Below are 24,668 nucleotides of genomic sequence, written 5' to 3'. Positions count from 1 at the left end.
GCCCGCACACCCGGGGCCGCGGCGACCGGTCAGGGAACCGTGCGCGAGACGACGTAGACGAAGGGGTACGTCGGGTTGCCGTAGTTCACCACGACGTCCAGGGTCGGTGTCGGGTTCTTCTTCTCGCGGACCAGTCCGAAGAACTCGCCCTTGCGGGAGCCGGGTCCCTTGAACCGCCAGCCCGTGACGTCCCGGTCGCGGGCGCTGACGGTGAGGTCGTCCTTCTTCAGGTCGGCCCGGCTGACGCCGATCTGCGCCAGGAACTGGTCCAGGCCGGCGTGCGTGGTCTGGAACTGCACGTAGAGCCGGCTGGTCTTCCAGTTGTTCGTCTCGTAGTAGGCGACCTGGTTGGACGGGTGCGGGATCGGGATCTGGTAGAGGCGGCGCTGGACCTTGGACGGCCAGCCCTCGGTCAGACCGGTCGCCGAGTACTTCGCCTCCTTGTCCTTGCCGCTGTCGCGGCTCTGGTTGGCGGAGATCACCAGATAGCCGGCCGGGACGCCGATGAGCAGCACGATGATCAGCAGGGTGAGCGCCCTGCGCCGGACGACATGACGGCGGTCCTCCGGCGGGCGGGAGGGCTCGCCGGGGGGCGCGGCCTGGCGGGGCAGCGAGGCGGTCATGCGGTGTCCCGAGCCGTACGGTGCGGTGCGGCGGTCATACGGTGTCCCTGGTCGTGCGGGTGGTACGGGGTGGTGCGGGGGTCATGCCGTGTCCTGGGCACGGCGGGCCGCGTCCGTGAACCGTTCGAAGCGCTCGAACCGCTCGACCCGGCGCCGCTTGGCGCGCCGGAAGCGGCGGGCGACCAGGCGCGCGAGGTCGGCGGCGCCGACCATGCCGGCCTCGGGGCCGAGCTGGGCGCGGACGATCCGGGCCTCGGGGCGGTAGCCGCGTCCGGTGAGCTGGCGCTTGAACGCGTCCCGGGCGGGCGCGATCAGGAGGTCGTCGGCGGCCGACACACCGCCGCCGATCACGAAGCAGGACGGGTCGAGGGCGGCGGCGAGGTTGGCGATGCCGACGCCGAGCCACTGGCCGATGTCCTGGAGCAACTCGATGCACATCGCGTCGCCCTCACGGGCCAGCTCGGTGATCATCGGGCCGGTGATGTCGCCGATCTGCCCCTTGACGTGCTCGATGATCCCGTACGCCACCGGGGAGTCGGCGGCGGCCAGCTCCTTGGCCTCTCTGACCAGGGCGTTCCCGGAGCTGTACTGCTCCCAGCAGCCGCGGTTGCCGCACGGGCAGCGGTGGCCGCCGGGCACCACCTGCATATGGCCGAACTCCCCGGCGACGCCGTACTTGCCGCGCTTGACCTGGCCGTCCTCCAGGATCGCGCCGCCGATGCCGGTGCCCAGCGTGATCATGACCAGGTGGTCCTCGCCGCGGCCGGCGCCGAAGCGCCACTCCGCCCAGGCGGCGGTGTTGGCGTCGTTGTCGACGAGGACGGGCACGGAGAGCCGGCCCGAGAGGCGGTCCCTGAGGGGTTCGTTGCGCCAGGACAGGTGCGGGGCGAACAGGACGCGGTTGCGGTCGGCGTCGACCCAGCCGGCCGCGCCGATGCCGACCGCGTGCACGTCGTGCCGGTCGGAGAGGTCCAGGACCAGTTCGACGATCGTGTCCTCGACGACCTTCGGACTCTTGGACTTGTCCGGGGTCTCCGTGCGGACCTTCTCCAGGATGTTGCCGTCGGCGTCGACGACGCCCGCCATCACCTTGGTGCCGCCGATGTCGATGCCGACCGTCGGCACACGGGGTGCGGTGAGGTGCGAGCGGCGCTCACGGGTGCCCACCGTGCGCAGTGCGGGGGCGCGCCTGGAGCCGATGGGGGCGCTGAAGTTGCCGTAGGTGCTCATCAAGGCCCGATTCTGCCTCACCGTGATGGCCGGTGCCGTGCCGGGGAGCGAAGGGGTGGGCGGGCCGTTGCCGGGTGCGGGGGCGTTGTGGCCGGTCGCGCGGTTCCCCCGCGTGCCTGTGGGGCGTGTCCCCGCCGTAGCCCTCATCTCTCATTTTGTCCGGACAATACGACCAAGGTCAGTCCGGCGGCAGGGTGTCCGTCAGGACCGTACGAGGAGCTGGAACTCGAACGAGTAGCGGGTGGGGCGGTAGATGTGGTCGCCGAATTCGACCGCGCGGCCGGTGTCGTCGTAGGTGGTGCGCTGCATGGTGAGCAGGGGGGCGCCTTCCTCCTCGGCCAGGCGTTCGGCCTCGGCGGGGGTGGCGGCGCGGGCGCCGATGGACTGGCGGGCGCTGTGCAGGGTGATGCCGGCGGCCCGCATCAGGCGGTACAGGCCGGTGGCCTCCAGTTGTCCGGTGTCCAGGTCGAGCAGGCCGCCGGGGAGGTGGTTGCACAGGTACGCCATCGGCTCGCCGTGCGCGAGGCGCAGCCGCTCCACCCGGTGCACGTCGCTGCCCTCGGCGACCGCGAGGGAGGCCGCGACCTCGGCGGACGCGGGGACGACCGTGTTGACCAGGACGGTCGTCGCGGGGCGCTGCCCGGCCGCCTCCAGGTCGTCGTAGAGACTGCTGAGCTCCAGCGGGCGCTTGACCTGGCTGTGCACGACCTGGGTGCCGACGCCCCGGCGGCGCACCAGCAGGCCCTTGTCCACGAGCGACTGGATCGCCTGGCGCACGGTCGGGCGGGACAGGCCGAGCCGCGCGGCGAGCTCGATCTCGTTGCCCAGGAGGCTGCCGGGGGTGAGCGATCCGTGCTCGATCGCCGCCTCGAGCTGCTGGGAGAGCTGGAAGTACAACGGCACCGGAGAGCTTCGGTCCACGCGGAGTTGGAGCTGCACGGTCGGGTCCACTTCTGGTTTCGGCACCCGCCGAGCGTAGCTCCGAGCGCTGTTGACGGGAAGTTGTGTAGTTCGGTTGTCCGGACATACGCATTGACAGCATGCGGGCTGCGACGCCACTTTGGTCTTCATGCGCATCGGGGTCATCGGGACGGGCCGCATAGGCACCATTCATGCGAACACACTCAGCCGTCACCGCGAGGTCGGATCCCTCATCCTGACGGACGCGGACCACGCGCGGGCCCAGGAGCTCGCACTGCGGCTGGGCGAGACGGCCGCCCCCGGGGTGGACGAGATCTTCCGCTGGGGCGTGGACGCGGTGGTGATCACCACGGCGACCTCGGCCCACGCCGAACTGATCGGTCGGGCAGCACGCTCCGGGCTTCCGGTCTTCTGCGAGAAGCCCATCGCCCTGGACCTGGCCGGGACCTTACAGGCGATCGCCGAGGTAGAGGCCGCCGGAACGATCCTTCAGATGGGGTTCCAGCGCCGCTTCGACCCGGGCTACACAGGCGCCCGGGAGGCCGTGCTGTCCGGCCGGCTCGGGCGGCTGCACACCGTGCGGGCGCTGACCTCCGACCAGTCGCCGCCGCCCGCCGAGTGGCTGCCGGTGTCCGGCGGGATCTACCGGGACGCCCTCATCCACGACTTCGACTGTCTGCGCTGGGTGACCGGGCGCGAGGTGATCGACGTGTACGCCGCCGGGTCGGACGCCGGTCCCGTGATGTTCCGCGCGGCGGGGGACGTCGACACGGCGGCCGCCGTCCTCACCCTCGACGACGGCACCCTCGCCACCGCCACCGCGACCCGGCTGAACGGCGCCGGCTACGACGTCCGCATGGAGCTGGCCGGGGAGCTCGACCAGATCGTCGTCGGCCTGGACGACCGTACGCCGATCGCCTCCACCGAGCCCACCGGTCCCCCGGCCGCGGACAAGCCCTGGGGCGGCTTCCTGGAGCGCTTCGGGCCCGCGTACGAGGCGGAGCTGATCGGGTTCGTGGAGGTGGTCCGGGGCGAGCGCGCCAACCCCTGCGACGGGCGGGAGGCGCTGCGGGCCTTCCGGATCGCGGAGGCGTGCGACGTGTCCCGGCGGGAGCGCAGGGCCGTGGCGATGGCGGAGATCCCCGGGGCGTGAGGCAGCCCCCTGCCCGGCGCCCCGCTACCAGCGCACCGGCAGGCCCCGCATGCCGCGCATCAGGGTGCCGGGGAGCCAGTCGCCGGGTGGACCGTCGAGGGCCAGGGCCGGGGCGCGGTCCAGGAGGGAACGGAGCGCGGTGCGCGCCTCCAGACGGGCCAGCGGGGCACCCAGGCAGTAGTGGACGCCGTGACCGAAGGCGAGGTGGCCGCGGGTGTCACGGCGGATGTCGAAACGGTCGGGGGCGGGGTAGCGGTCCGCGTCCCGGTCGGCGGCCGTGAGGCCGATCATCACCGGCTCGCCGGCGGCTATGGGGGTGCCGCCGATGTCCAGCGGCTCGGCGGCGAAGCGGAACGTGGCGTTCTCCACCGGGCCCTCGTAGCGCAGGGCCTCCTCGACCGCGCCGTCGAGGAGGGTCATGTCGCCGCGCAGGGCGGCGAGTTGACCCGGATGCGTGAGCAGGGCGTGCACGGCGTTGGTGATGAGGTTGACGGTGGTCTCGTGGCCGGCGATGAGCAGGACGAACGCCATGCCGCGCAGCTCGCCGGGGGACAACCGGTCGCCGTCCTCGGCGGTGGCGCGGATCAGGTCGCTGAGCAGGTCGCCGCTCGGCCCGGCGCACCGCTTGTCCTCGATCAGCTCGGTGAGGTAAGCGGCGAGCCGCACGAAGGCGTCGTACTCGCTCTCCGCGCTGGTCGGCGCGACGGCCTCGGTGGACAGCTTGCGGAACTCGGAGCGGTCCGGCTCGGGGACGCCCAGCAGCTCGCAGATGACCGTGATGGGCAGCGGGTAGGCGAGCGACTCCACGAGGTCGGCGCGGCCCCGCGGCAGCATGGCGTCGAGCAGGTCGTCGGTGATGCGCTGGATCCTCGGCCGCAGTTCCTCCACGCGGCGGAGGGTGAAGGCGCGCGAGACCAGCGCGCGCAGCCGCGTGTGCTGCGGCGGGTCGGCGATCAGCAGGTACTTGCCGATCAGCTCCTCGTCGAGGAACGTGACCCCGATCCGGCTGCCGTCCTTGGACAGCCGGGGGTCGGCGAGCGCCGCGCGCGCCTCCGCGTACCCCACCACGAGCCAGGTCTCGTGGTGCGCGTCGGGGGTCGGCAGCCGTACCCGGTGCACCGGGCCGCGCTCGCGCAGCCGCGCGTACACCGAGTGCGGGTCCCGCCGGAACCCATCGCCGAACTCCCCCAGGTCGATCACTGTCGTCATACCGCTCCCTCCCCGTCGAACGGGACAACGCGCGGGCCCGGCGTCCAGTGCCCGTCCTCCCGCGGTCCGTCCGGCTGCCCCGTCTCGTACGCCGGCAGGGCGATGTGCACCCGGTTGTCGAGGACGAGCCGGGCCGGGACGCGGGAGACGTGCGCCTTGACGGTGGCGACGCTTGAACAGCGCGGCGGCGATCTCGGCGTGGGACAGGCCGCGGCCGACCGCAACGGCGACCTCGCGTTCACGCGCGCGTGAGCGGCTCGCCGGGCGTGGGCGGCCGAGCCGGCCGAGTGGTCCATCAGCTGCCTACGAAGGTCGCACGGCCGCCGCCTTCCGCCCCGTCCGGCCGCCCGGGTCCTGGCCCTTCGCCGGACGTGCCTCGCCCCGCGGCCGATGTGCGTGGGGGGTCCGCGGGGCGAGGGTTCTCCTCATGAAGGACCTGCTGGAGGCCGTCTGCTTCCCGGCCCTGGTGCAGGGCGTGCCGGGCCGGTGGACGAGTCCGCCGACCGGCGGGTGGGACTCGTGCGGCGGATCGGCCTCCTCGACGGCTACGAGGTGTGCGTGAGCGTCGCACTGGTCGTGCCGGCGTGCGCGCCGTTCGCCGCCGCGGAGAGCCGGAAGTCCGGCTGAGCGCGGGCCGGACTCCGGCTGGTGGCACCTTTCCTCCGACGACCTGAACGACGACCTGAACGACGACCCGAACGACGAGCCGAACGACGAGCCGAACGATGTCCTGAGTGTCGTGGGGGACGACTCAGCAGTCGTAGTCGATCAGGTCGAACGTCGCGTAGTGGTCGGCCGTGTAGTAGTCCTCGTCGGTCTGCCGGCCGGTGACGACGCGGCGGGCGCCGCGCGTGGAGGATCCCGGCGTCTTGACCGTGTACTCGTGGTAGTAGCCCGTGGACCGGGTGGGCAGGACGCCTTCCCTGTTCTGGAAGACGGATCCGTCCTGCGAGTACGGGAACGGCCCGCCCTGCTCGATCAGCTCGAGCGTGTCGTACGCCTGGGACGGCAGATCGCCGTAGCAGATGCTGCCGACCGCGGCGTGCGCCGTCGTGGCGGAGACGGTGCCACCGACGAGCAGGGCGGACAGGACGGCGGCCGAGGCACCGACGCGAGTGATTCGTGGGGGGAATCTCATGCCCTCATGATGACGCGCGTAGAGCATGACATGTCAATGACAAGACCGAGGATTTTCCCGGCAAGTCCGTTGAGTTTTCGGGAAGTTAACCTGCGGCTAGCCGTTGTCCGGAAGTTCGTACGAGCCGTAGCGCGGGCGGCCTTCCAGGTCGTACGTCTGGATGGAGACACCGGCGCCGGTGATGCGGCCGCCCGCGTGACGGAATGCGGTCGGCACGGCGCCCTCGGCGAAGAAGCGGCGGCCGGTGCCGAGCACCACCGGGAAGGTCAGCAGATGGAGCCGGTCGACGAGGCCGAGGTCCAGCAGGGACTGGACGAGGGCGCCGCTGCCGTGCGCCTGGAGTTCGCCGTCGGTGCTCTCCTTCAGGGCGGTGACCTCCTTGGCGAGATCGCCGCCGAGGACCGTGGTGCCGGCCCATCCGGGGTCGGTCAGGGTCGACGAGGCGACGTACTTCGGCAGCCCGTTCAGCTTGCCAGCGACCGGGTCGGCGGGGTCGGTCACCTTCGGCCAGTACGAGGCGAAGATGTCGTACGTCCGGCGGCCGAGGAGGAACGCGCCGACGTCGCCGAAGACCTCGGTGATGAAGCGGCCGAAGTCGTCGTCGCCGTACGGGAAGCTCCAGCCGCCGTGCTCGAAGCCGTCGCGGGTGTCCTCCTGGGGGCCGCCGGGCGCCTGGTAGACGCCGTCGAGGGTGACGAAGATGGTGGAGACGAGCTTGCCCATGGCGGGTTCCTGCCTTCTTGTGCGGGGTCTGCTGTCATCAGCTCAGACCCCGCCGGCGCCCGCAACTCGTCGCCCCGGCCGGTTCAGCCGACGTTCGTCGAGAACAGTCCGCCCGTCGGGCCCTGCTTGTCGCCGCCCTGGGCCTTCTTCAGGGCGTTGGCGAGGCTCTCGATGGTGAGGGACTGCAGGATGACGCGTCCGTTGCCCTCCAGGGTGGCCAGGGACAGGCCCTCGCCACCGAACACCGCGTTCATGATCCCCTGGCGGTTGAGGCCGCCGACGCGCTGGACGCCGTACTGGATGCCCTCCTCGAAGGCGACCACGCAGCCGGTGTCGACCTCGATGCGGCCCCCGAAGTCGGCCGGGTCGAGGTCGATGAAGTTGCCCGCGCCGGCGATGATCACGGTGCCGTGCCCGGTGAACTTCTCCAGGATGAAGCCCTCGCCGCCCTTCATGCCGGTGCGGCCGCCCTGGAAGGCGATGCCGAAGTCGACGGTGGACTCGGCGGCCACGAAGGCGTCCTTCTCGGCGAACCACGCGCGCGTGCCGTTCAGCTCCAGGGCGCGCATCTCGCCCGGGAGGACGCCCGCGAAGCCGACCGTGCCCTCGCCGCCCTGCGCGGTGAAGTACTGGAACGCCAGCGACTCGCCCGCGAGCGCGCGCTGGCCGACCTGCATGGCCGTGCCCATCGCCTGGCGCAGCATGCCGCCCATGCCGCCGCCACCGCCGCCCTGGGGCTGCCGGCCGCCATCGCCCGACGGGCCGCCCAGCCGGGTCTCCATGGTCACGTTCGTCGTCTTGAAGAGGAACTTCCCGGCCTCGCAGTAGACGGTCTGGCCGGGGTTCAGGTTGACGACCGCCATCTGCATGGCGTTGCCGACGATTTCTTGCTGAAGAGTCACACGGGGAGAACGCGCAAGGCGGAGGAAAGAGTTCCGCGCTCTTCCCTCCGGCTTCGGCGGTCGCCTCCGCCGGCCCCGCTCAGCCGCCCAGTTCCTGGTGCCGGGCCGCCAGGCGGCGGGCGCCCTCCTCCGTCAGGGTGCCGTGGAGGCGCAGCCGGGAGATGCCGCCGTCGGGGTAGATGTCCACGCGCGCGTGCGTGCCGACGGCCGGGGCGGGCAGGACGAAGCGGTGGTTGGTGTCGGGCTGGAGGCGGGTGCGCGGGAGGATCTCCGCCCAGTCGCCGTCCTCGCCGTCCTTGACGGACACGGACGCCCAGCCCGCGCTGTTCCCCTTCAGATACGCCGTGTCGATCTCCAGGGCCCGGATCCGCGCCTGGGCCGCCAGCCGGTAGCGGATCCAGTCGTGGCCCCGGTCGCGGCGTCGGCGGGTCTCCCAGCCGTCGTCCATCTTGCGGGAGCGGCCGGGCTGGATGGTGTTCGTGGCCGGGGAGTAGAAGAGGTTCGAGGCGTCCTCGGCCCGGCCGCCGTTCTCCAGGGCGACCACGTCGAAGGTGCCGAGGACCGCCAGCCACCCGGGATCGGGCACGACCTCGCCGTACACGCGCAGGCGCGCGATGCCTCCGTCGGGGTGCTGGTTGACGCGCAGGTGGGTGAAGCGCTGTTCGACCGAGATGGAGAAACCATTCTCCGCGTGACCGCCGACGGGCGTGCGGGGGACGAGGGTCGTCCACTTCACGTCGTCGCCGAGCAGCTCCCGCGGGGACGGGGAGCCGGGGACCGACGTGCCCTCGACCGAGACCGCCTGCGGGTAGTTGCCGCGGAAGTGGGCCGTGTCGACCACGATCCCGCGGATCACGCCGGGGGCGCCGAGGCGGACCAGCGCCCAGTCGTGGTCGTCGGGGGCCGGCCAGGGGTGGTCGGCGGAGGCGCCGCGCCGGCGGCGGGTCTCCCAACCGTCCATGATCTTGCCCTTGTGCCCGAAGTGCTCGGGGTCGAACTCGGCGCGCCCGGGCAGCAGCAGATTCTCCCGCTGGGCGAAGAACTCGTCGTTGGCGGCGATGACAGCGGCGCCGAGCTGCCGGTCGGCGAGGTTGGCGTGGTGCGTGAAGGGGAAGTCGGCGGTGCGGTGGTCCGCGTACGGGTCGCCGCCGCCGTAGGGGTTCGCGTCGCCGGTGAAACTCGGTATCGCTGCCACGAGGTGTGCCTTTCGGGAGTCGGCCGGTGCGGGTGGTCTCAGGGGATACGGGTGAGCAGTTCGCCCTTCGGTGCGCTGAACTCTCCGTCCGCGAGGATGCGCTCGCCGCGCAGCCAGGTGGACTTGACGACGCCGTACAGGGTCCGGCCCGCGTACGCCGTGACGCGGTTGCGGTGCTGGAGGGCCGCCGGGTCGACGGTGAAGGTCTCGTCGGGGGCGAGGACGGCGAAGTCGGCGTCGCGGCCCGCCTCGATGGCGCCCTTGCGGTCGAGCCCCACGAGGGCCGCCGTGCGCGTCGACATCCAGCGGACCACGTCCTCCAGGCCGTGACCGCGTCTGCGGGCCTCCGTCCAGACCGCGGCCAGACTCAGCTGGAGGCCGGAGATGCCGCCCCAGGCGGTCGCGAAGTCGTCGGTCTTCAGGTCCGCCGTCGACGGCGAGTGGTCCGTCACCACGCAGTCGATGGTGCCGTCGGCCAGCGCCTGCCAGAGCAGGTCCTGGTTGGCGGCCTCGCGGATGGGCGGGCAGCATTTGAAGGCGCTGGCGCCGTCGGGGACTTCCTCGGCGGTGAGGGTGAGGTAGTGCGGGCAGGTCTCGACGGTGATCCGCACGCCCTCCGCCCTGGCCGCGGCGATCAGCGGGAGCGCGTCGCCGGAGGAGAGGTGCAGGACGTGCACGCGCGCGTGCAGGCGCCTGGCCTGGGCGATGAGTGCGGCGATGGCGGTGTCCTCGGCGTCGCGCGGACGGCTGGCCAGGAAGTCGGCGTATTTCGGGCCGCCCTGCTGCGGGGCGGCGTCGAGGCGGTGCGGGTCCTCGGCGTGCACGATCAGCAGGCCGCCGAAGCCGGCGATCTCCGCCAGGGACCGGGCCAGTCCCTCCTGGTCCAGGTGCGGGAACTCGTCCACGCCGGAGGGGGACAGGAACGCCTTGAAGCCGAAGACCCCGGCGTCGTGCAGCGGGCGCAGGTCCTTGACGTTGTCGGGGAGGGCGCCGCCCCAGAAGCCGACGTCGATGTGCGCCTTGTCGGCGGCGACCGTCTGCTTCGTACGGAGGTTCTCGACCGTGGTTGTCGGCGGGAGGGAGTTCAGGGGCATGTCGACGAGGGTGGTGATGCCGCCGGCCGCCGCCGCGCGGGTGGCGGTCCAAAAGCCCTCCCAGTGGGTGCGGCCGGGGTCGTTGACATGGACGTGGGTGTCGACCAGGCCGGGCAGCAGGACGTCGTCGCCGAGGTCCTCCAGGCGGGCTCCCCCGGGCACGGGGGCGTCGTACGGCAGGACGGCCGTGATCCTTCCGGCGGACACGGCGACCGAGGCGGCGCGTGTCCCTTCGGGAGTGATGACGCGCGTCGAGCGCAGCACCAGTTCAGCGTCGGACACCCGGACCCCTCTCTCTGCGGCCGTTGACTTCCGCGCAACGGGGGTCGTCGCCGTGAAACTTCCACGTAACGGAATTCAACGTTCTGTTGAAGGAGTCTCACTCCCCGCGCTTCACGCCGTCAAGGGCACACCTCTCCAGGATGCCCCCAGGGCCACCACTCTGGACGTTTCCATAACGCGGAATTAGCATTCCAGCAGGCAGAACGTAGCTACGGACAACCGAGGAGTCAACCGACCGCCGGTAGGCTTCAGCTCTTCCCGCCTGTTTCGAAAGGAACGCGCCGTGCCGACGTCGAGCGCCAGCACCACCGACTCCGCCAAGTCCGCCGGCGGAGGGGTCCAGTCCCTCGAGCGCGCCTTCGACCTGCTGGAGCGGATGGCGGACGCGGGCGGCGAGGTCGGCCTGAGCGAGCTGTCCGCGAGCAGCGGGCTGCCGCTGCCCACCATCCACCGCCTGATGCGCACCCTGGTCGTCTGCGGATACGTCCGTCAGCAGCCCAACCGGCGTTACGCGCTGGGCCCGCGGCTGATCCGGCTCGGTGAGTCGGCGTCCCGGCTGCTGGGCACCTGGGCACGGCCGCACCTGGCCCGCCTGGTCGAGGAGACCGGCGAGACGGCGAACATGGCCCTGCTGGACGGCGACGAGATCGTGTACGTGGCGCAGGTGCCCTCGAAGCACTCGATGCGGATGTTCACCGAGGTCGGCCGCCGGGTGCTGCCGCACTCCACGGGCGTCGGCAAGGCGCTGCTCGCGGGCTTCCCGGACGCCGAGGTGCGCGCCCTGCTCGCCCGCACGGGCATGCCGGCCGCGACCGAGAAGACGATCACCACGCCGGAGGGATTCCTCGCGGCGCTGGCGGAGGTGCGGCGCGCGGGCTACGCGGTCGACGACAACGAGCAGGAGATCGGCGTGCGCTGCCTCGCGGTGCCCGTCCCGGACTCCCCCACCGCGGCGGCCATCTCGATCTCCGGCCCGGCCGGCCGGGTCACCGAGGCGGCCACGGAGAGGATCGTGCCGGTGCTGCAGCAGGTGGCGGACGAACTGTCGGAGGCGCTGGCGAGTTCCGGGGCCACGGCGTAGCGCCCGCACCCGGGCCCGATACGGGCCCGGCGGGGCCCGCCCGGCTTCGGTGCACGTCTCAGGGGCCGGCCATACGGGCCCGCCCCTGGGCGACGACCCGCACAGCGGAGGCTACGAGCCGGTCCCCGGCGTCGGAGGCCTCAGCGGCCCGGCGGTTCGCCGAACAGGTCCACCGCCTCGCGCACCTGTGACAGCCCCCGCGCCAGCGCGCTGACCGAGCCGATCGCACCCGCGATCAGCAGCAGGGAGCGGCGCAGGCGCGCTGTCTCGGGCGCGCCTCCCGCGGCCATGGCGTCCAGGGCGGCGAGCTCCTCCTCCGCGATGTCCCGGTCCGGGAACTCCGCGGGATGCGCGGCCAGTTCCCGGCGCAGCCGGGACACGGCGGAGCGCAGCTCCAGCACCCGCGAATCCTTGTCGCTGCCGGTCACAGGCCTCTGCCCCACGCTCCGCAACACAGTCCTCCCCCTCGCACCCCGTCGTGCGCGCGCATGTCCCCCCACCGGGCGTCGGTCGGGCGCCCGGTCGGTGCGGGCGCCCAGTTAACGCCACCTCGGCCCGTGGGCGCCAGTCCACTGCGTCACCAACTTGCTGCACAGCGTGATCCAGCCGCTGTCGGCGGCATGCGGTATGCAGGATCCATGACGCACGAGGAGGATCAGGTCGCCGGTCTGCTGCTCGCGGCCGGGGGCGGGCGACGGCTGGGCGGCCACCCCAAGGCACTGCTGACCCACCGGGGGCGACCACTGGTGGAGCACGCGGTGGGGGTGCTGCGCGCGGCCGGCTGCGCACGGGTTCATGTGGTCCTGGGGGCCGCCGCCGACGCCGTACGGGAGCGGGCGCGCCTCGACGGGTGCGTGGTCGTGGAGAACCCGGAGTGGGAGGAGGGCATGGGCACCTCGCTGCGGGCGGGACTGGCCTCGCTCGCCGGGACGGGGGCGCGGGCGGCGCTGGTGTCGCTCGTCGACCAGCCGGGCATCGGACCGGAGGCGGCGGCCCGGGTGCGCGCCGCCTGCACCGGCGAGGACTCGCTGGTGGCGGCCGCCTACGACGGCGTTCGCGGCCATCCGGTCCTGTTCGGCTCCGCCCACTGGGCGGGCGTCACGGCGAGCTCGAGCGGCGACCGGGGGGCGCGCGCCTATCTGAAGGAGCACACGGCGGCCATCACGCTGGTCGAGTGCGGGGATGTGGCCCGGCCCCACGACATCGACACGCCGGAGGATCTCGCACACCTGGAGTGAGGATGCCGCGTGAGGCGCCGGCCCGTCCCGGCCGGGAGATCCTCGGCATCAACAAACCATTGAAGTTCCACGATGAGGAAACTAGTATCCAATTTCGGAAGGGCACCCGGTGCCACGCTCGCTGAAGGAAGTGACAGCTCATGTCCGCACCAGCGCCGTCCCCGCTGGCCATCGTCGACGCCGAGCCCCTGCCGCGACAGGAGGAGGTCCTCACCGAGGCGGCCCTCGCCTTCGTGGCCGAGCTGCACCGGCGGTTCACCCCGCGCCGTGACGAACTCCTCGCCCGCCGCGCCGAGCGCCGCGCCGAGATCGCCCGCACCTCCACGCTCGACTTCCTCCCCGAGACCGCCGCGATCCGCGCCGACGACTCCTGGAAGGTGGCCCCCTCCCCCGCCGCCCTGGACGACCGCCGGGTCGAGATCACCGGGCCAACCGACCGCAAGATGACCATCAACGCCCTCAACTCGGGTGCGAAGATCTGGCTCGCGGACTTCGAGGACGCCTCCGCACCCACCTGGGAGAACGTGATCCTCGGCCAGCTCAACCTCACCGACGCCTACACCCGGGCCATCGACTTCACCGACCCGGTGTCCGGGAAGTCGTACGCCCTGCGGCCCGACGAGGAGCTCGCGACCGTCGTCATGCGCCCGCGCGGCTGGCACCTGAACGAGCGGCACCTCCTCGACGGCGACGGCCGTCAGGTCCCCGGCGCCCTCGTCGACTTCGGCCTGTACTTCTTCCACAACGCCCAGCGGCTGCTCGACCTCGGCAAGGGCCCCTACTTCTACCTCCCGAAGACGGAGTCGCACCTCGAGGCCCGCCTGTGGAACGACGTGTTCGTCTTCGCCCAGGACCACGTCGGCGTCCCCCAGGGCACCATCCGCGCGACCGTCCTGATCGAGACGATCACGGCCGCCTACGAGATGGAGGAGATCCTCTACGAACTCCGCGACCACGCCTCGGGGTTGAACGCGGGCCGCTGGGACTACCTGTTCTCCATCGTGAAGAACTTCCGAGACGGCGGCGCCCGGTTCGTCCTGCCGGACCGCAACGCGGTCACGATGACCGCCCCGTTCATGCGGGCGTACACCGAACTCCTCGTCCGCACCTGCCACAAGCGCGGCGCGCACGCCATCGGCGGCATGGCGGCCTTCATCCCCTCCCGCCGGGACGCCGAGGTCAACAAGGTCGCATTCGAGAAGGTCCGCGCCGACAAGGACCGGGAGGCGAACGACGGTTTCGACGGCTCCTGGGTCGCCCACCCCGACCTGGTGCCGATCGCCATGGAGTCCTTCGACAAGGTCCTCGGCGACAAGCCGAACCAGAAGGACCGCCTCCGCGAGGACGTCCACGTCGAGGCGGCCGACCTGATCGCCGTCGACTCGCTGGACGCCAGGCCGACGTACCCCGGCCTGGTCAACGCCGTGCAGGTCGGTATCCGGTACATCGAGGCCTGGCTGCGCGGGCTCGGCGCGGTCGCCATCTTCAACCTCATGGAGGACGCGGCCACCGCCGAGATCTCCCGCTCGCAGATCTGGCAGTGGATCAACGCGGGCGTGGAGTTCGAGAACGGCGAGAAGGCGACCCCGGAGCTGGCGCGCAAGGTCGCCGCCGAGGAACTCGGGAACATCCGCGCCGAGCTGGGCGAGGAGGCCTTCGCCGCGGGGCACTGGCAGCAGGCCCACGACCTGCTCCTGGAGGTCGCCCTCGACGAGGACTACGCCGACTTCCTCACCCTGCCCGCATACGAGCAGCTCAGGGGCTGAGTCTCACTCAGGTCCGTCCGAGTGGCCCAGGGACCTCCCCGGGGCCACCCGGTCGCGCACGAGGCGCTTGACCGCCGTGGGCTCCGGGAAGCCCCGCTCGCGGCGGTCCCAGACCACCTCGTCGTTCACCCGGACGACGAAGACGCCTCCGGTGCCGGGCTTGAGGGACAGCTCGGTCAGCTCGGCATCGAAGGTGGTGAGCAGCTCCTGTGCCAGCCAGGCCGCGCGCGGCAGCCAACGGCACTGGGTGCAGTACTCGATCTGTACGACGTGGCTCATCCGAGGTGCACCGACCAATCCTGTTCCGCCGCCGGTTTGCCGTGCAGGTCGGGGACCCGCTTGAGCCAGTTCGGGCGGCCCTGCTGTGTACGTGCCGCCCGGAGGGCCTCCTCGGCGGCGAGTTCCTCCCGGCTGGGGAAGTCCGTGGGCAGCCAGGCCGCGGAGGCCCGCACGCGTGCGTGGAGGTACCTCACGTAGGCCTCGCGCGCCTCGTCCGGCCTCGCGAAGTCCGTGAGCCAGGCGTCGGGGACCTCGGCGACGACCTCACGCAGCAGTTCCGCGGTCACCTTGGGCGCGAGTTCGGCGTCGGCGGCCCGGACGTCGGGGGCGTAGTGGCCGAGGGCGTGGTGCCGGAAGTCGTACCTCTTCCCGGGGTCCGACCCGTCCCAGCGGTGGTGGAAGACGAGGGCGGCCCCGTGGTCGATCAGCCACAGGCGGGCGGGCGCGGTGCCGAAGGTCGGCCAGATCATCAGGTTCGAGCTGTGGACCGTACGGTCGACGTTGACCGTCAGGGCGTCGAGCCAGACGATCCTGCCGGCCTCCAGCGGGTCCACGCGGAATGTTCTGGCGACCTCCGGGGTGAAGTCCTTCGCGCCCGGCAGGAAGTCCATCCCGAGGTTGAGGCCGTGGCTCGCGGCATGGAGATCGCGCACCTCCTGGTGCGGCTCGCTCTCGGCGACCGCCGGGTCGAAGTGCACGAACACCAGCTCGGGGAACCTCAGCCCGAGGGCGCGGGCCAGCTCACCGACGATCACCTCGGCGACCAGCGCCTTGCGGCCCTGCGCGGAGCCGGTGAACTTCACGACGTACATGCCGAGGTCGTCGGCCTCGACGAGCCCCGGCAGCGAGCCGCCCTCACGCAGGGGCGTGATGTAGCGGGTCGCGGTGACTGCTCTCAACACTTTCCCGGGCCACCCGTCTCTTCAACCTCGCGATCCACGGCAGACTCTGCGGGGGTGCCGATCACCCCGCTCGCCAAGCAGTCCGTCGATGGCGGTCACCCCTGACTTCCAGTCTCCGGCATGAAGTGAGCATAGTAACCGAGGGTGATCGCGGCCGAGGAGTGCCCGAGCCACAGCCGGAGCTCCACGTGCAGGTGTTCGCAGGTGCCGCGAACAAGGACGTTGCAGAGCGGCTGGGCATCGAGGCTCACACGGACCTGGTGGGGGACACCTTCGAGCTCACGAGGGCGCGGGCGGTGGCGTCACGTGCCGGCCCGAGCAGCCAGGAACACCGCTGCCACCGAGGGGCGGACCGCATACGTTGCGCCCGCGCTCCCCTCAGGGGCCGCCCACCAGTAGAACGGATACCGCCGCCCGCTGTTGCTTTGTCCCTTGGCCATCCCGGACAGCACACCGGCCACACGCCGCGCCGAATCCCCCTCATTGGGGCCGCCCAGGACCGCGTCCACCAGCTCCGTGCAGTGGACCGCCCGGCCAGGGCTGCGCAGCAGGTACTCGAAGACCCGCCGGGCCTGGGGCGCGATTTCGGCCAGGAACACCGCAGCGCGCTCCAAGTCCTCCGGGCCCCATTCCGGGGCATCGTAGTGCCCCCCTTCGCCGGAGTGCTCGGCCCATCGCGGATCGACCTCGGTCAGGTACACCGTCACATCCCCACATCGCCTTGGAACGCCTTCATTCCGCCCAGTTGCAGACGCATCCCGGGACTGCCGGGTTCCCGACCGGCCTCGCCTCCGTGGCCGCAGGCCATCGGCCTGTGTGCGTGACATCCGCTCCGTACGGAGCCGCCAGGACGGTGCGTGTCGAACAAAGCGTCTTCTCAGCGCCTGCTCCGCTCTCCGGCTCTTCACCCGCGGCAAGTCTGATGCCGTGGGTCGTGAGCGGGAGCTCTACGGCACAGATTGCGTCCGCCTCGCACCGGCGAGCCGCGCGCCGACGCCCGGTGCCGGCCTCGGGTGCTCGGGGCCGTCGCCGGACAGGATCGCCTGGTGCAGTCTGCGCAGCCGGGAGGAGGGTTCCAGTCCCAGCTCCTCCACCAGGGTGTCCCGCAGGCGCCGGTACGCCTCCAGGGCGCGCCACCGGTGGCCGGTGCGGTGCAGTGCGGTCATGAGGTGGGCCCAGAGGTTCTCGTTGAGGGGGTAGGCCGCGGTGAGGGCCGTCAGTTCACCGAGCAGGTCGCCGTGCAGTCCCCGCTCCAGGTCGGTCTCGATCCGGGCGTCCAGGAGGGAGAGCCGCACCTCGTTCAGCCGGACCACTTCCCGCCGCAGCACGGGGCCCGTCCGCACGTCCGCCAACGGCGCTCCGCGCCACAGGCCCAGGGCGCGCGCGAGGGTCCGGGAGGCGGCCTCGGTGTCGCCGCGGTCGGCGGCGGCCCGCCCCGCCTCCGCGAGCTGTTCGAAGGTGTGCACGTCCACGTGGTCCACGGGCACGTCCAGCGAGTATCCGCCGTAGCGGGTGGCCAGCACGCTCTTGCCCGCGCCCGGCTCGCCCAGGGCCGCGTCCAGTCCCTTGCGGATCTGCAGCACGTACGTCTGCACCGTGGTGGCGGCGCTCGGGGGCGGGGCGTCCTTCCAGAGTTCGGTCATCAGAGTGGAAACGGTCACCATACGTCCGGCTCCGAGAGCGAGCAGGGCGAGGATCTGACGCGGCTTGGCCGCGGTGGGCACGAAGGTGCCTCCGTCGGCCCGGGCTTGTAGAGGTCCGAGTAGTGCGATGTCCATCTGCATGAACTCCCTCTCCAATCGGCGCGCCGTGCGACAGCCCGCATGCCCAGGAGGCTGGCACCCGGCCGTCATCGCGCCCAGTGCGCGCTTCATGCCGCACCCTGTGAAAAACGCATGGTGTGCAAGTGACGAATGCACTGTCGTGTACTCGCCATGGGGAGCAACAATCCCTCGCGTCACCCCCCTCTCGACGCGGTTTCCGAACCGCCGGCTGCCCTTCGGAGGAAACGTGGACGCCCTGTTCCCCGCATCGCCCCTGCCCGCCGCCGTCCGGCCCACTGCCGACCCGGCACCCGCGCCGGCCGGCTCCGAGGAGCTGACCGTCGTGAGCCTGCGGCATCCGTCCCCGGAGACGACCGCCCTGTTCACCATCTGCCTGCGTGACGAGCACCCGGTCGGGGCGTGAACACCGGGGAGCCGACCGCCGTCGGCCCGCTCGTCGGCTTCAAGAGCCACCTGCGGGTCGACGTGCTGCCCGGCCAGGCCGTGTATCTGTCGTCCTCCCGGGACGTCCTCGCGGTGCGCGGCGCCGGAGCCGAGACGCTGGCTCCGCTCCTGGACGGCACGCGGACCGTGGCGGACGTGGTCACGGCGGCGCGTCCCGCGCTCGGCCCCGCGGACACCCGGCGCGGCCTGGAGCAGCTGGACCGCGCCGGGTTGCTGAGTACCACCGTGCCCGGTGCGCCGCTGCCGGGCCCGGCGGAGCGCGCCTACTGGGACCTGGCGGGAGTCCGCGGCACCGCCGCTTCGGCCGGTGGTCCCGTGGCCGTGACGGTGTGCGGCGGCGCCGACGCCGAGGACGTCCGGGCCCAGTGCCGGGCGGCCGGGCTGACCGTCGCCGCCGCGGAGTCGGAGGCCGTGCTCGGCCTGGTCGTCTGCGACGACTACCTCGACCCGGCGCTGACGGAGGTGCAGGCCCGGCAGCGCGCGGCCGGCCGGCCCTGGCTCCTCGCCTCCCTCGACGGCCCGGACCTGTGGATCGGGCCGTTCTTCGGGATCGACGGCGGCCCCTGCCACACGTGCCTCGGCCACCGGCTCCAGGGACACCGGCGAGGTGAGCTGCCGCTGCGTGCCGCGCTGGGCCTCAGCGGCCCGGTCGCGGTGCCGCGGGCATCGGTGCCGGCGAGCCGTGGGGTGGGGGTGCAGCTCGCCCTGCTGGAGGCGCACAAGTGGCTGGCGGGGCTGCGCCATCCGGGGCAGCGGGCCGTGCACGTCCTGGACACGCTCACCCTCGAGTCCCGGCACCACCCGGTCCGGCGGCGGCCGCAGTGTCCCGACTGCGGGGATCCCGGCCTGGTGGCGGCGCGGATCCGGCGCCCGGTGCGCATCGAGTCCCGGCCGAAGACCACGACCCGGGGCACCGGGCACCGGACGGCTTCCGCGGAACGGACGCTGACGGAGTACGGCCATCTCGTCGGACCGGTGACCGGGATCGTCCCGGAGCTGCGGCGCGACGCCCGGGCACCGGAGTTCCTGCACTGCTACCTCGCCGGGCAGAACCTGGCCATGCCGGCCGCGAGCCTGGCGGCGCTCACCTCCAACCTGCGCGCGCTGAGCGGCGGGAAGGGTGTCACCGACGCCCAGGCGCGCATGAGTGCGCTCGGCGAGGCGGTGGAGCGTTACTGCGGAACTCTGCAGGGCGACGAGGCGATGGTCCGCGACAGCTTCAGCGGCCTGGGCGAGAGCGCGGTCCACCCGAACGACTGTCAGCTCATCGACGCCAGGCAGTTCCGGGACCGTGCCCGCTGGAACGCACGGCACTCCGCCTTCCACCAGGTGCCGGCGCCCTTCGACGAGCATGCCGAGACGGTCTGGACTCCCGTGCGGTCCCTGGTCGACGGCCGCCACAAGCTCCTGCCGACCTCGCTGCTCTACTACTCCGGCGGCACCGACGGACTCAGGGCCGACTCCAACGGCTGTGCCGCCGGCAGCTCGCTGGAGGACGCCCTGCTTCAGGGTTTCCTCGAGCTGGTGGAACGCGACGCGGTCGCCGTGTGGTGGTACAACCGGCTCCGCCGGCCCGCCGTCGACCTGGACGCCTTCGACGACCCGTGGATTGCCCGGCTGCGCACGGGGCTGGCGGTCCTGCGCCGGGACGTCTGGGCCCTCGACCTCACGTCGGACCTCGGCATCCCGTGCGTCGCGGCCCTGTCCCGGCGCACCGACGGCCCGCGCGAGGACATCGTGTTCGGGTTCGGGGCGCACTACGACCCCCGGGTGGCGCTGGTCCGGGCGCTCAGCGAGATGGGGCAGCTGCTTCCCGCGGTGCTCGGCGCGCGCGAGGACGGGACGGGGTACGCCGTCGACGATCCGACGGCCGTGGCCTGGTGGTCCGGGGCGACGACGGCGAACCAGCCCCACCTGTGGCCGGATCCCGGGCAGGCGCCCAGGTCCCCTTCCGGTTACGGCTACACGCCCCGGCAGGATCTGGCCCACGACATCGACGCGATGGTGGCTCTGATGCGCGGCATGGGGCACGATCTGCTGGTCCTCGACCAGACCCGCCCCGACGTCGGCCTCCCCGTGGTACGCGTACTGGCTCCGGGCCTGCGCCACTTCTGGGCCCGCTTCGCGCCCGGCCGGCTCTTCGAGGTGCCGGTCCGGCTGGGCCTTCAGGAGCGTCCCACCGCGTACGAGAACCTCAACCCGATCCCGATGTTCGTCTGACCGCCCACGGGACGTCGTCCCCCTCGACCCCTTGAGTGGCAACCGTGACCCTGCGCCTGACTCCCTGCAGCGGCTGGCCCGAACTGTGGTCCCTGAGGGAAGACATCTCCCTCTCGGTGCCGCCCATGGGACACACCGTCGAACTGCACAGCCCCGGGGTCGCCGTGCTTCTGGCGGATCCTACGGGTGTCATCGGCATGGCCCTGTACCGGCTCTGCCTGGGGCCGATCCGGCTCGCGAACGTGCTGGCGGGGCTCACCGATCTCCAACGGCTCGAGATCCAGCGGCTGTTCACCACCATCGAGGGCCTGCTCGTACGCTCGCTGGCCACGCAGACGGGCCGCCCGCTGCTCTCCGTGGTTCCGCTGTCGCCGCAGGCGCAGTTCCGGCCGGCGCTGCTGCCCGCCCACCGGACCGTGGTGCTGTCCCGCTCCGCGGCGTTACGGCGCCAGGGGCAGGCGCACGTCCTGCAGGCGCCGCGCGCCCTGCACCGGGTGGTCCTGCATCTTGCCGACGCGCTGCGGATCATCGAGCTGCTCAGGGTTCCGACGCGGGTCGCGGACATCACGGCTGCCGCGGGAGCGCCGCCGTCCGCGGCGGCGGTCCTGGCCTTTCTCACCGCGAGCGGCATGGTCACCACCGGCTCCGCCGACGGGGCACCGGCGGTCGGGGTCGGCGAGCAGCACGGCACCGCACCGGCCCATCCCCCACCCGGGACGGCCGAGGTCCTGGGCCGCGACGCCGGGTCGGGGGACGGCGATCCCCCGGTGCGTCGCGAGCCGGGCGGGCGCCCCCCGCCGAACCGCCCGGGGCGACCGGCGGCTCCGGGATCCGCCGGCGTGGAGAATCCCTCCCTTGGCCGGGGCGCCACCGGAACGAATCACCCGCTTGCTCACTAAAGCGCTTACCCTCGCTTATCGGCACGAGCCGATCGCCGCTTCCGCGAAACTTACCGAATTCTCATTCCGACTCACCGCGCACACCTCGGCCCCTTCCCTCCGGGACTCATCAAATCACCGTGGCCTGCCAGGAGTTCGTCGGCCAACGCAACCAACGATTCCAGCCGCACGGGGTGGTACTTTGTAACGGCAAACGGGGGAGGGAGATCGGACGTGTCGTATCACCCAGTGGATTTAGCCCTTTCTGAGTCCGCTGGCAGCGGGAGTCCTCGCTTTTCCAGTCATCACGACATTCCCGCTCCACGACTGGCCCGCAGCATCCTGCTCGTCGTCCTGGCCTGCTTCGCCGTCGTCATCTTCCTCGACGTACTCGCCGAACACCCGTCCCCGCACGCGGTGCCGTGGTGTGCGGTCGCCCTGGTGGCGGCGGTCGCGCTGCAGATGCAGCACTCGTCCCCCGCGGCGACGCGGTGGAGCCTCACACGCCGCACGATCTCGCTCGGCCTGCAGGCACTCGTCACCTATCTCCCCCTGCTGGTGATCAAGCAGGAGTGGGGCGGCATGGCCGGCTTCCTGGCCGGATCCGTCCTGCTGCTGGTTCCCGGCGCCCTGGCGTGGCTCCTGTTCGCAGCCGTGGTGCTGAGCATCCTCGTACCGGGGATCGTGCTGAGTCTGGACACACTGGACGTCGTCTACCTGAGCTTGTCGACCACGGTGATCGGCCTGATCGTCTACGGCCTTTCGCGGCTCTCCACGCTGGTGGCCGAACTGATCGCGGCCCGCGAGGACCTGGCGCGGCTGGCCGTCGTGCGGGAGCGGCTGCGCTTCGCCAGTGACTTGCACGACCTGCTGGGCTTCAACCTCTCGGCCATCACGCTCAAGAGCGAACTCGCCCACCGGCTCGTCGGCGCACAGCCGGAACGCGCCCGCGGCGAGATCTCGGAGATCCTCGACATCTCCCGGCAGGCACTCGCCGACGTCAGGGGCGTGGCCCACGGCTACCGCCGCCTGTCCCTGGCCACGGAGGCCCACCACATCCAGGCGGCGCTCACCTCGGCACGGATCACCACGCAGATCGACTTCCGCCACGGCGCCCTGTCCCCGCAGGCCGACACCGTACTGGCCATCGTGCTGCGGGAGGCGGCGACCAACGTGCTGCGGCACAGCAAGGCGACCCGGTGCCGAATCGCCACCGCGGTCATCGGCAACGTGAAGGGCCGTATCCGGCTCTCGGTCCGCAACAACGGTGTGGCCGCGCGGCATTCGGCACCTCGCACCGTCGGCGGCACCGGCCTGGCCAGCCTGACCGACCGGCTCTCCGCGATGCACGGCACCCTGACGGCGGGCGTCACCGACACCGAGGAGTTCGAACTGGTCGTCGAGGTCCCGTCGCAGGCCGACCAGCGCGCCGTTCGCCAGTGGACCGCGGCATCCCAGGACACCACCGTGGCCTGAGGGGCCGACCGCCTCCCCCGTCGTCCGCTCCACCGCATCCACCGCATCCACCGCATCCACCGCATCCAGCCTGAGGATCCATCTTTCCGAGAACGCGGGAAGCCGTTGAGAGGGAACGGTGCCATGGAACTCCGTATCTTGCTCGCCGAGGATGTGCAGATGGTCCGCGGCGCCCTGGTCGCCCTGATCGAACTGGAGCACGACATGACCGTGGTCGCGGACGTGTCGAGCGGTTCCGAGATCGTTCCGGAGGCCCTGCGCGTACGACCGGACGTGGCCGTCATCGACATCGATCTGCCGGGCCTCGACGGACTCACGGCCGCGGCGCAGCTGCACGAGCGGCTGCCGTCCTGTCGCACCCTGATCCTGACCAGTCTGGACCGCCCCGGCACCCTGCGGCGCGCCCTGACCACCAATGTCGGCGGCTACCTCCTGAAGGACGCGCCGCCCGCCACCCTCGCCTCGGCGGTCAGACGCGTGGCGGCGGGCCAGCGCGTCATAGACTCCGAACTGGCCCTCGCGGCCTGGCATGCCACCGATGCACCACTCACCCCGCGTGAGGTGGAGGTGCTGCGGCACGCGGCGTCGGGCGCCGCCCCGTCCGAGATCGCCCGCATGCTGAACCTGTCGACCGGCACGGTACGCAACTACCTGACGGCCATCGTGATGAAGCTGGGGGCGCGCAATCGCGTGGACGCGATACGGCTGGCCACGGAGGCAGGGTGGATTCCCTAGTCCGAGTCCAGCTCCCGGGCCAGTTCGCTCTCCAGCGGGCTGAGCGGGATGCCCGCCCGGACGCGTTCGGGGTGGTACAGGAACACCGTCCCCTCTCCTTCCGGGGCACGGGCCCAGGGGTCGCCCAGCACGCCGGCGTCCATCGGCCCGAACAGCATGCCGACGGCGGCCAGGCCGCGGCCGAAGGGTGACTGCAGAAAGCGCCACAGTCGGTCGTGCCAGGATTCGTCGTGAGCCACCGGGTCACCTCCAGGCCGGTGCCGCGCCGACGCGCGGCCCACGGCGAGAGTCCGCCGCGCGGCTAGAGGTTCCTTGGAGCAGCGCTCGGGATCCCGCTACGCGTAGCCGGCCGCCACCAGGACGGCGACCTGCACGCGCGTGGCACAGTGCGACTTGGCCAGGATGCGCTGGACATGTGTGTCCACCGTGCGTTCGGCGATGCTCATGCGCTCGGCGATCTGCCGGTTGGTCAGCCCGGAGGCGACCAGCAGGGCAACCTCCCGTTCCCGCCGGGTCAGACCCTGCAGGCCCGCCTCCGGGCGGCCTGGCTCCTGCTCGCGCCACCCGGCGGGCGGGCGGCGCCCGTCCGGCGCGAACCCCGGCACACGTCCACCGCCGGCGCGCGACCCCGCGGCGGATCCGCCGGTCTCCAGGGCGGAAAGCATCCACAGCGCGGTGAGCGCGCTGCCGCGGGCGCCCGCGATGCGGAAGGCCTCCACCGCGGCCAGCAGGTGTTCCCTGGCACTGGCGTCCCCGGCCTCGGCCGTCACCACGGCGAGAGCGAGCCGGGCGTGGCCGCCCGCACGGACATCCCCGCAGTCCCGGAACAGCCGCTCCGCGGCGGCCAGTCGGGCCGAGGCGAGGCCGGGTTCCCGCGCGGCCCGGTACACGGCTCCCAGGGCGTAGCAGGCGTACCCCTCCTCCCAGCCGGCGGTCCGTTCCCGCGCGGCGGCGAGCGCCGCGGTGAGCATGGCCGACGCGCCGGGGCCGTCGCCCAGGTGGAGCCGGGCCAGGCCCGCGTTGACCCGGGCGCGCAGCCCCGCCTCGAGGTCGCCGGCGGCGGTGAGGCGGCGGGCCGCCTGCTCGGACCTGTTCAGCATCTGGTCGAGTTGCCCGCGGAACGCCGCGTGCACCCGCTCGGGCCCGGGGGCGTCCCACAACTGCCAGAACTCGAAGTTCTCACCTGTGGGGCGAAGACCCGGCGGGCGGTAGGCGCGCGCTGCCGGACCGTGGATGCCGCTGTGCATGAACTCCCCCGGAAGACGCGATGAGTGAGGCGATGCGATGCGGCCGTTCCCCGCGCCCGCCTACGCGCCGCATCCTGACACGGTTCGACCCGCCCAACCACAGGCCTCCCGGCGGCACGGCCGGCCGCTCGAGCGGTGTTCGAGCGGG

The 24,668-nt window shown here is 72.1% G+C and carries 26 protein-coding genes and 1 pseudogene; 10 read left to right on the top strand and 17 right to left on the bottom strand.

Going from position 1 to position 24,668, the window contains the following annotated elements:
- Nucleotides 1-29: 29 nt before the first annotated feature.
- The 3 genes from ACIBVL_RS15650 to ACIBVL_RS15640 form a co-directional block, all read right to left on the bottom strand.
- Nucleotides 30-623 carry a sugar kinase gene (locus ACIBVL_RS15650; protein ID WP_399097682.1) on the bottom strand — a complete coding sequence of 198 codons (594 nt, stop codon included), beginning with the start codon at nt 621-623 and terminating at the stop codon, nt 30-32.
- An 81-nt stretch (nt 624-704) separates the two neighbouring features.
- The gene (locus ACIBVL_RS15645; RefSeq protein ID WP_399097929.1) at nt 705-1,853 is read right to left on the bottom strand and encodes an ROK family glucokinase; all 1,149 of its coding nucleotides are present in this window, start codon (nt 1,851-1,853) and stop codon (nt 705-707) included.
- A 201-nt stretch (nt 1,854-2,054) separates the two neighbouring features.
- On the bottom strand, nt 2,055-2,792 hold the full coding sequence (locus ACIBVL_RS15640) for a GntR family transcriptional regulator (protein ID WP_399097928.1): 738 nt from the start codon (nt 2,790-2,792) through the stop codon (nt 2,055-2,057).
- 130 nt (nt 2,793-2,922) lie between these two features.
- Between ACIBVL_RS15640 and ACIBVL_RS15635 the strand changes: the two genes are divergently transcribed.
- Complete coding sequence (locus ACIBVL_RS15635; RefSeq protein ID WP_399097681.1) at nt 2,923-3,927, top strand: Gfo/Idh/MocA family oxidoreductase; 1,005 nt, start codon at nt 2,923-2,925, stop codon at nt 3,925-3,927.
- Nucleotides 3,928-3,951: 24 nt separating this feature from the next.
- Here ACIBVL_RS15635 and ACIBVL_RS15630 read toward each other — a convergent pair whose 3' ends face one another.
- Both ACIBVL_RS15630 and ACIBVL_RS15625 read right to left on the bottom strand, forming a co-directional pair.
- On the bottom strand, nt 3,952-5,136 hold the full coding sequence (locus ACIBVL_RS15630) for a cytochrome P450 (protein ID WP_399097680.1): 1,185 nt from the start codon (nt 5,134-5,136) through the stop codon (nt 3,952-3,954).
- Nucleotides 5,133-5,441: pseudogene (locus tag ACIBVL_RS15625) on the bottom strand (LuxR C-terminal-related transcriptional regulator); the annotation flags it as partial. The gene ACIBVL_RS15630 and the pseudogene ACIBVL_RS15625, both read right to left, overlap by 4 nt.
- 181 nt (nt 5,442-5,622) lie before the next feature.
- Here ACIBVL_RS15625 and ACIBVL_RS15620 point away from each other — a divergent pair.
- Nucleotides 5,623-5,763: a hypothetical protein gene (locus ACIBVL_RS15620; protein ID WP_399097679.1), complete on the top strand. Its 141-nt coding sequence runs from the start codon at nt 5,623-5,625 to the stop codon at nt 5,761-5,763.
- A 124-nt stretch (nt 5,764-5,887) separates the two neighbouring features.
- Here the strand turns inward: ACIBVL_RS15620 and ACIBVL_RS15615 are convergent, their stop codons facing one another.
- From ACIBVL_RS15615 to allB, 5 genes are all read right to left on the bottom strand, one after another.
- Nucleotides 5,888-6,274: a ribonuclease domain-containing protein gene (locus ACIBVL_RS15615; protein ID WP_399097678.1), complete on the bottom strand. Its 387-nt coding sequence runs from the start codon at nt 6,272-6,274 to the stop codon at nt 5,888-5,890.
- A gap of 96 nt (nt 6,275-6,370) precedes the next feature.
- Entirely contained in the window at nt 6,371-6,997 is a 627-nt protein-coding gene (locus ACIBVL_RS15610; RefSeq protein ID WP_399097677.1) for a dihydrofolate reductase family protein, read from the bottom strand.
- Between the two features lie 83 nt (nt 6,998-7,080).
- On the bottom strand, nt 7,081-7,899 hold the full coding sequence (locus ACIBVL_RS15605; RefSeq protein WP_399097676.1) for an AIM24 family protein: 819 nt from the start codon (nt 7,897-7,899) through the stop codon (nt 7,081-7,083).
- A 79-nt stretch (nt 7,900-7,978) separates the two neighbouring features.
- The gene (gene alc / locus ACIBVL_RS15600) at nt 7,979-9,094 is read right to left on the bottom strand and encodes an allantoicase (protein ID WP_399097675.1); all 1,116 of its coding nucleotides are present in this window, start codon (nt 9,092-9,094) and stop codon (nt 7,979-7,981) included.
- A 38-nt stretch (nt 9,095-9,132) separates the two neighbouring features.
- Nucleotides 9,133-10,470 (bottom strand): allantoinase AllB, encoded by a 1,338-nt coding sequence (gene allB, locus ACIBVL_RS15595; protein ID WP_399097674.1) that lies wholly within the window; start codon nt 10,468-10,470, stop codon nt 9,133-9,135.
- Between the two features lie 283 nt (nt 10,471-10,753).
- On the opposite strand from allB, the gene ACIBVL_RS15590 reads away from it, so the two are divergent.
- Nucleotides 10,754-11,551, top strand: coding sequence for an IclR family transcriptional regulator (locus ACIBVL_RS15590; RefSeq protein WP_399097673.1), 798 nt, complete (start codon nt 10,754-10,756; stop codon nt 11,549-11,551).
- Between the two features lie 140 nt (nt 11,552-11,691).
- On the opposite strand, the gene ACIBVL_RS15585 is transcribed toward ACIBVL_RS15590, so the two are convergent.
- Nucleotides 11,692-12,006, bottom strand: a complete 315-nt coding sequence (locus tag ACIBVL_RS15585; RefSeq protein ID WP_399097672.1) for a DUF5955 family protein — start codon at nt 12,004-12,006, stop codon at nt 11,692-11,694.
- A 183-nt stretch (nt 12,007-12,189) separates the two neighbouring features.
- Between ACIBVL_RS15585 and ACIBVL_RS15580 the strand changes: the two genes are divergently transcribed.
- Both ACIBVL_RS15580 and aceB read left to right on the top strand, forming a co-directional pair.
- Nucleotides 12,190-12,789, top strand: a complete 600-nt coding sequence (locus tag ACIBVL_RS15580) for an NTP transferase domain-containing protein (RefSeq protein WP_399097671.1) — start codon at nt 12,190-12,192, stop codon at nt 12,787-12,789.
- A 140-nt stretch (nt 12,790-12,929) separates the two neighbouring features.
- Nucleotides 12,930-14,555, top strand: coding sequence for a malate synthase A (gene aceB / locus ACIBVL_RS15575; protein WP_399097670.1), 1,626 nt, complete (start codon nt 12,930-12,932; stop codon nt 14,553-14,555).
- Between the two features lie 3 nt (nt 14,556-14,558).
- Here the strand turns inward: aceB and ACIBVL_RS15570 are convergent, their stop codons facing one another.
- The 4 genes from ACIBVL_RS15570 to ACIBVL_RS15555 form a co-directional block, all read right to left on the bottom strand.
- Nucleotides 14,559-14,834 (bottom strand): SelT/SelW/SelH family protein, encoded by a 276-nt coding sequence (locus tag ACIBVL_RS15570; protein ID WP_399097669.1) that lies wholly within the window; start codon nt 14,832-14,834, stop codon nt 14,559-14,561.
- Nucleotides 14,831-15,736: a HipA family kinase gene (locus ACIBVL_RS15565; RefSeq protein WP_399097668.1), complete on the bottom strand. Its 906-nt coding sequence runs from the start codon at nt 15,734-15,736 to the stop codon at nt 14,831-14,833. Before ACIBVL_RS15565 ends, ACIBVL_RS15570 begins: the two co-directional genes overlap by 4 nt.
- Nucleotides 15,737-16,038: 302 nt before the next feature.
- Nucleotides 16,039-16,437 (bottom strand): DUF6416 domain-containing protein, encoded by a 399-nt coding sequence (locus tag ACIBVL_RS15560; protein WP_399097667.1) that lies wholly within the window; start codon nt 16,435-16,437, stop codon nt 16,039-16,041.
- 246 nt (nt 16,438-16,683) lie between these two features.
- On the bottom strand, nt 16,684-17,514 hold the full coding sequence (locus ACIBVL_RS15555) for a BTAD domain-containing putative transcriptional regulator (RefSeq protein WP_399097666.1): 831 nt from the start codon (nt 17,512-17,514) through the stop codon (nt 16,684-16,686).
- A 232-nt stretch (nt 17,515-17,746) separates the two neighbouring features.
- Between ACIBVL_RS15555 and ACIBVL_RS15550 the strand changes: the two genes are divergently transcribed.
- The 5 genes from ACIBVL_RS15550 (at nt 17,747) to ACIBVL_RS15530 (ending at nt 23,273) form a co-directional block, all read left to right on the top strand.
- Complete coding sequence (locus tag ACIBVL_RS15550; protein ID WP_399097665.1) at nt 17,747-17,923, top strand: hypothetical protein; 177 nt, start codon at nt 17,747-17,749, stop codon at nt 17,921-17,923.
- Nucleotides 17,920-20,184, top strand: a complete 2,265-nt coding sequence (locus ACIBVL_RS15545) for a TOMM precursor leader peptide-binding protein (RefSeq protein ID WP_399097664.1) — start codon at nt 17,920-17,922, stop codon at nt 20,182-20,184. Before ACIBVL_RS15550 ends, ACIBVL_RS15545 begins: the two co-directional genes overlap by 4 nt.
- 44 nt (nt 20,185-20,228) lie before the next feature.
- Nucleotides 20,229-21,083, top strand: coding sequence for a hypothetical protein (locus ACIBVL_RS15540; RefSeq protein ID WP_399097663.1), 855 nt, complete (start codon nt 20,229-20,231; stop codon nt 21,081-21,083).
- A gap of 228 nt (nt 21,084-21,311) precedes the next feature.
- Nucleotides 21,312-22,538 (top strand): sensor histidine kinase, encoded by a 1,227-nt coding sequence (locus tag ACIBVL_RS15535; RefSeq protein ID WP_399097662.1) that lies wholly within the window; start codon nt 21,312-21,314, stop codon nt 22,536-22,538.
- A gap of 123 nt (nt 22,539-22,661) precedes the next feature.
- Nucleotides 22,662-23,273 carry a DNA-binding response regulator gene (locus tag ACIBVL_RS15530; protein WP_399097661.1) on the top strand — a complete coding sequence of 204 codons (612 nt, stop codon included), beginning with the start codon at nt 22,662-22,664 and terminating at the stop codon, nt 23,271-23,273.
- Here the strand turns inward: ACIBVL_RS15530 and ACIBVL_RS15525 are convergent.
- Complete coding sequence (locus ACIBVL_RS15525) at nt 23,270-23,512, bottom strand: DUF6059 family protein (protein ID WP_399097660.1); 243 nt, start codon at nt 23,510-23,512, stop codon at nt 23,270-23,272. The two genes, ACIBVL_RS15530 and ACIBVL_RS15525, sit on opposite strands and share 4 nt — an antisense overlap.
- Before the next feature lie 96 nt (nt 23,513-23,608).
- Complete coding sequence (locus ACIBVL_RS15520; protein WP_399097659.1) at nt 23,609-24,520, bottom strand: response regulator transcription factor; 912 nt, start codon at nt 24,518-24,520, stop codon at nt 23,609-23,611.
- Nucleotides 24,521-24,668 lie beyond the last annotated feature (148 nt).

This window comes from Streptomyces sp. NPDC049687 (assembly GCF_044465285.1).
Classification (GTDB): Bacteria; Actinomycetota; Actinomycetes; order Streptomycetales; family Streptomycetaceae; genus Streptomyces.
The sequence above is the reverse complement of the archived record's forward strand: the minus strand, read 5'-3'. Positions and strand labels throughout refer to the sequence as shown.

Bases quoted from the DNA above. Each gene is read 5' to 3' on its own strand.
- ACIBVL_RS15650 (WP_399097682.1), bottom strand. From the start codon at position 623: ATGACCGCCTCGCTGCCCCGCCAGGCCGCGCCCCCCGGCGAGCCCTCC.
- ACIBVL_RS15645 (WP_399097929.1), bottom strand. From the start codon at position 1,853: ATGAGCACCTACGGCAACTTCAGCGCCCCCATCGGCTCCAGGCGCGCC.
- ACIBVL_RS15635 (WP_399097681.1), top strand. From the start codon at position 2,923: ATGCGCATCGGGGTCATCGGGACGGGCCGCATAGGCACCATTCATGCG.
- ACIBVL_RS15630 (WP_399097680.1), bottom strand. From the start codon at position 5,136: ATGACGACAGTGATCGACCTGGGGGAGTTCGGCGATGGGTTCCGGCGG.
- ACIBVL_RS15615 (WP_399097678.1), bottom strand. From the start codon at position 6,274: ATGAGATTCCCCCCACGAATCACTCGCGTCGGTGCCTCGGCCGCCGTC.
- ACIBVL_RS15610 (WP_399097677.1), bottom strand. From the start codon at position 6,997: ATGGGCAAGCTCGTCTCCACCATCTTCGTCACCCTCGACGGCGTCTAC.
- ACIBVL_RS15580 (WP_399097671.1), top strand. From the start codon at position 12,190: ATGACGCACGAGGAGGATCAGGTCGCCGGTCTGCTGCTCGCGGCCGGG.
- aceB (WP_399097670.1), top strand. From the start codon at position 12,930: ATGTCCGCACCAGCGCCGTCCCCGCTGGCCATCGTCGACGCCGAGCCC.
- ACIBVL_RS15570 (WP_399097669.1), bottom strand. From the start codon at position 14,834: ATGAGCCACGTCGTACAGATCGAGTACTGCACCCAGTGCCGTTGGCTG.
- ACIBVL_RS15555 (WP_399097666.1), bottom strand. From the start codon at position 17,514: ATGGACATCGCACTACTCGGACCTCTACAAGCCCGGGCCGACGGAGGC.
- ACIBVL_RS15530 (WP_399097661.1), top strand. From the start codon at position 22,662: ATGGAACTCCGTATCTTGCTCGCCGAGGATGTGCAGATGGTCCGCGGC.
- ACIBVL_RS15520 (WP_399097659.1), bottom strand. From the start codon at position 24,520: ATGCACAGCGGCATCCACGGTCCGGCAGCGCGCGCCTACCGCCCGCCG.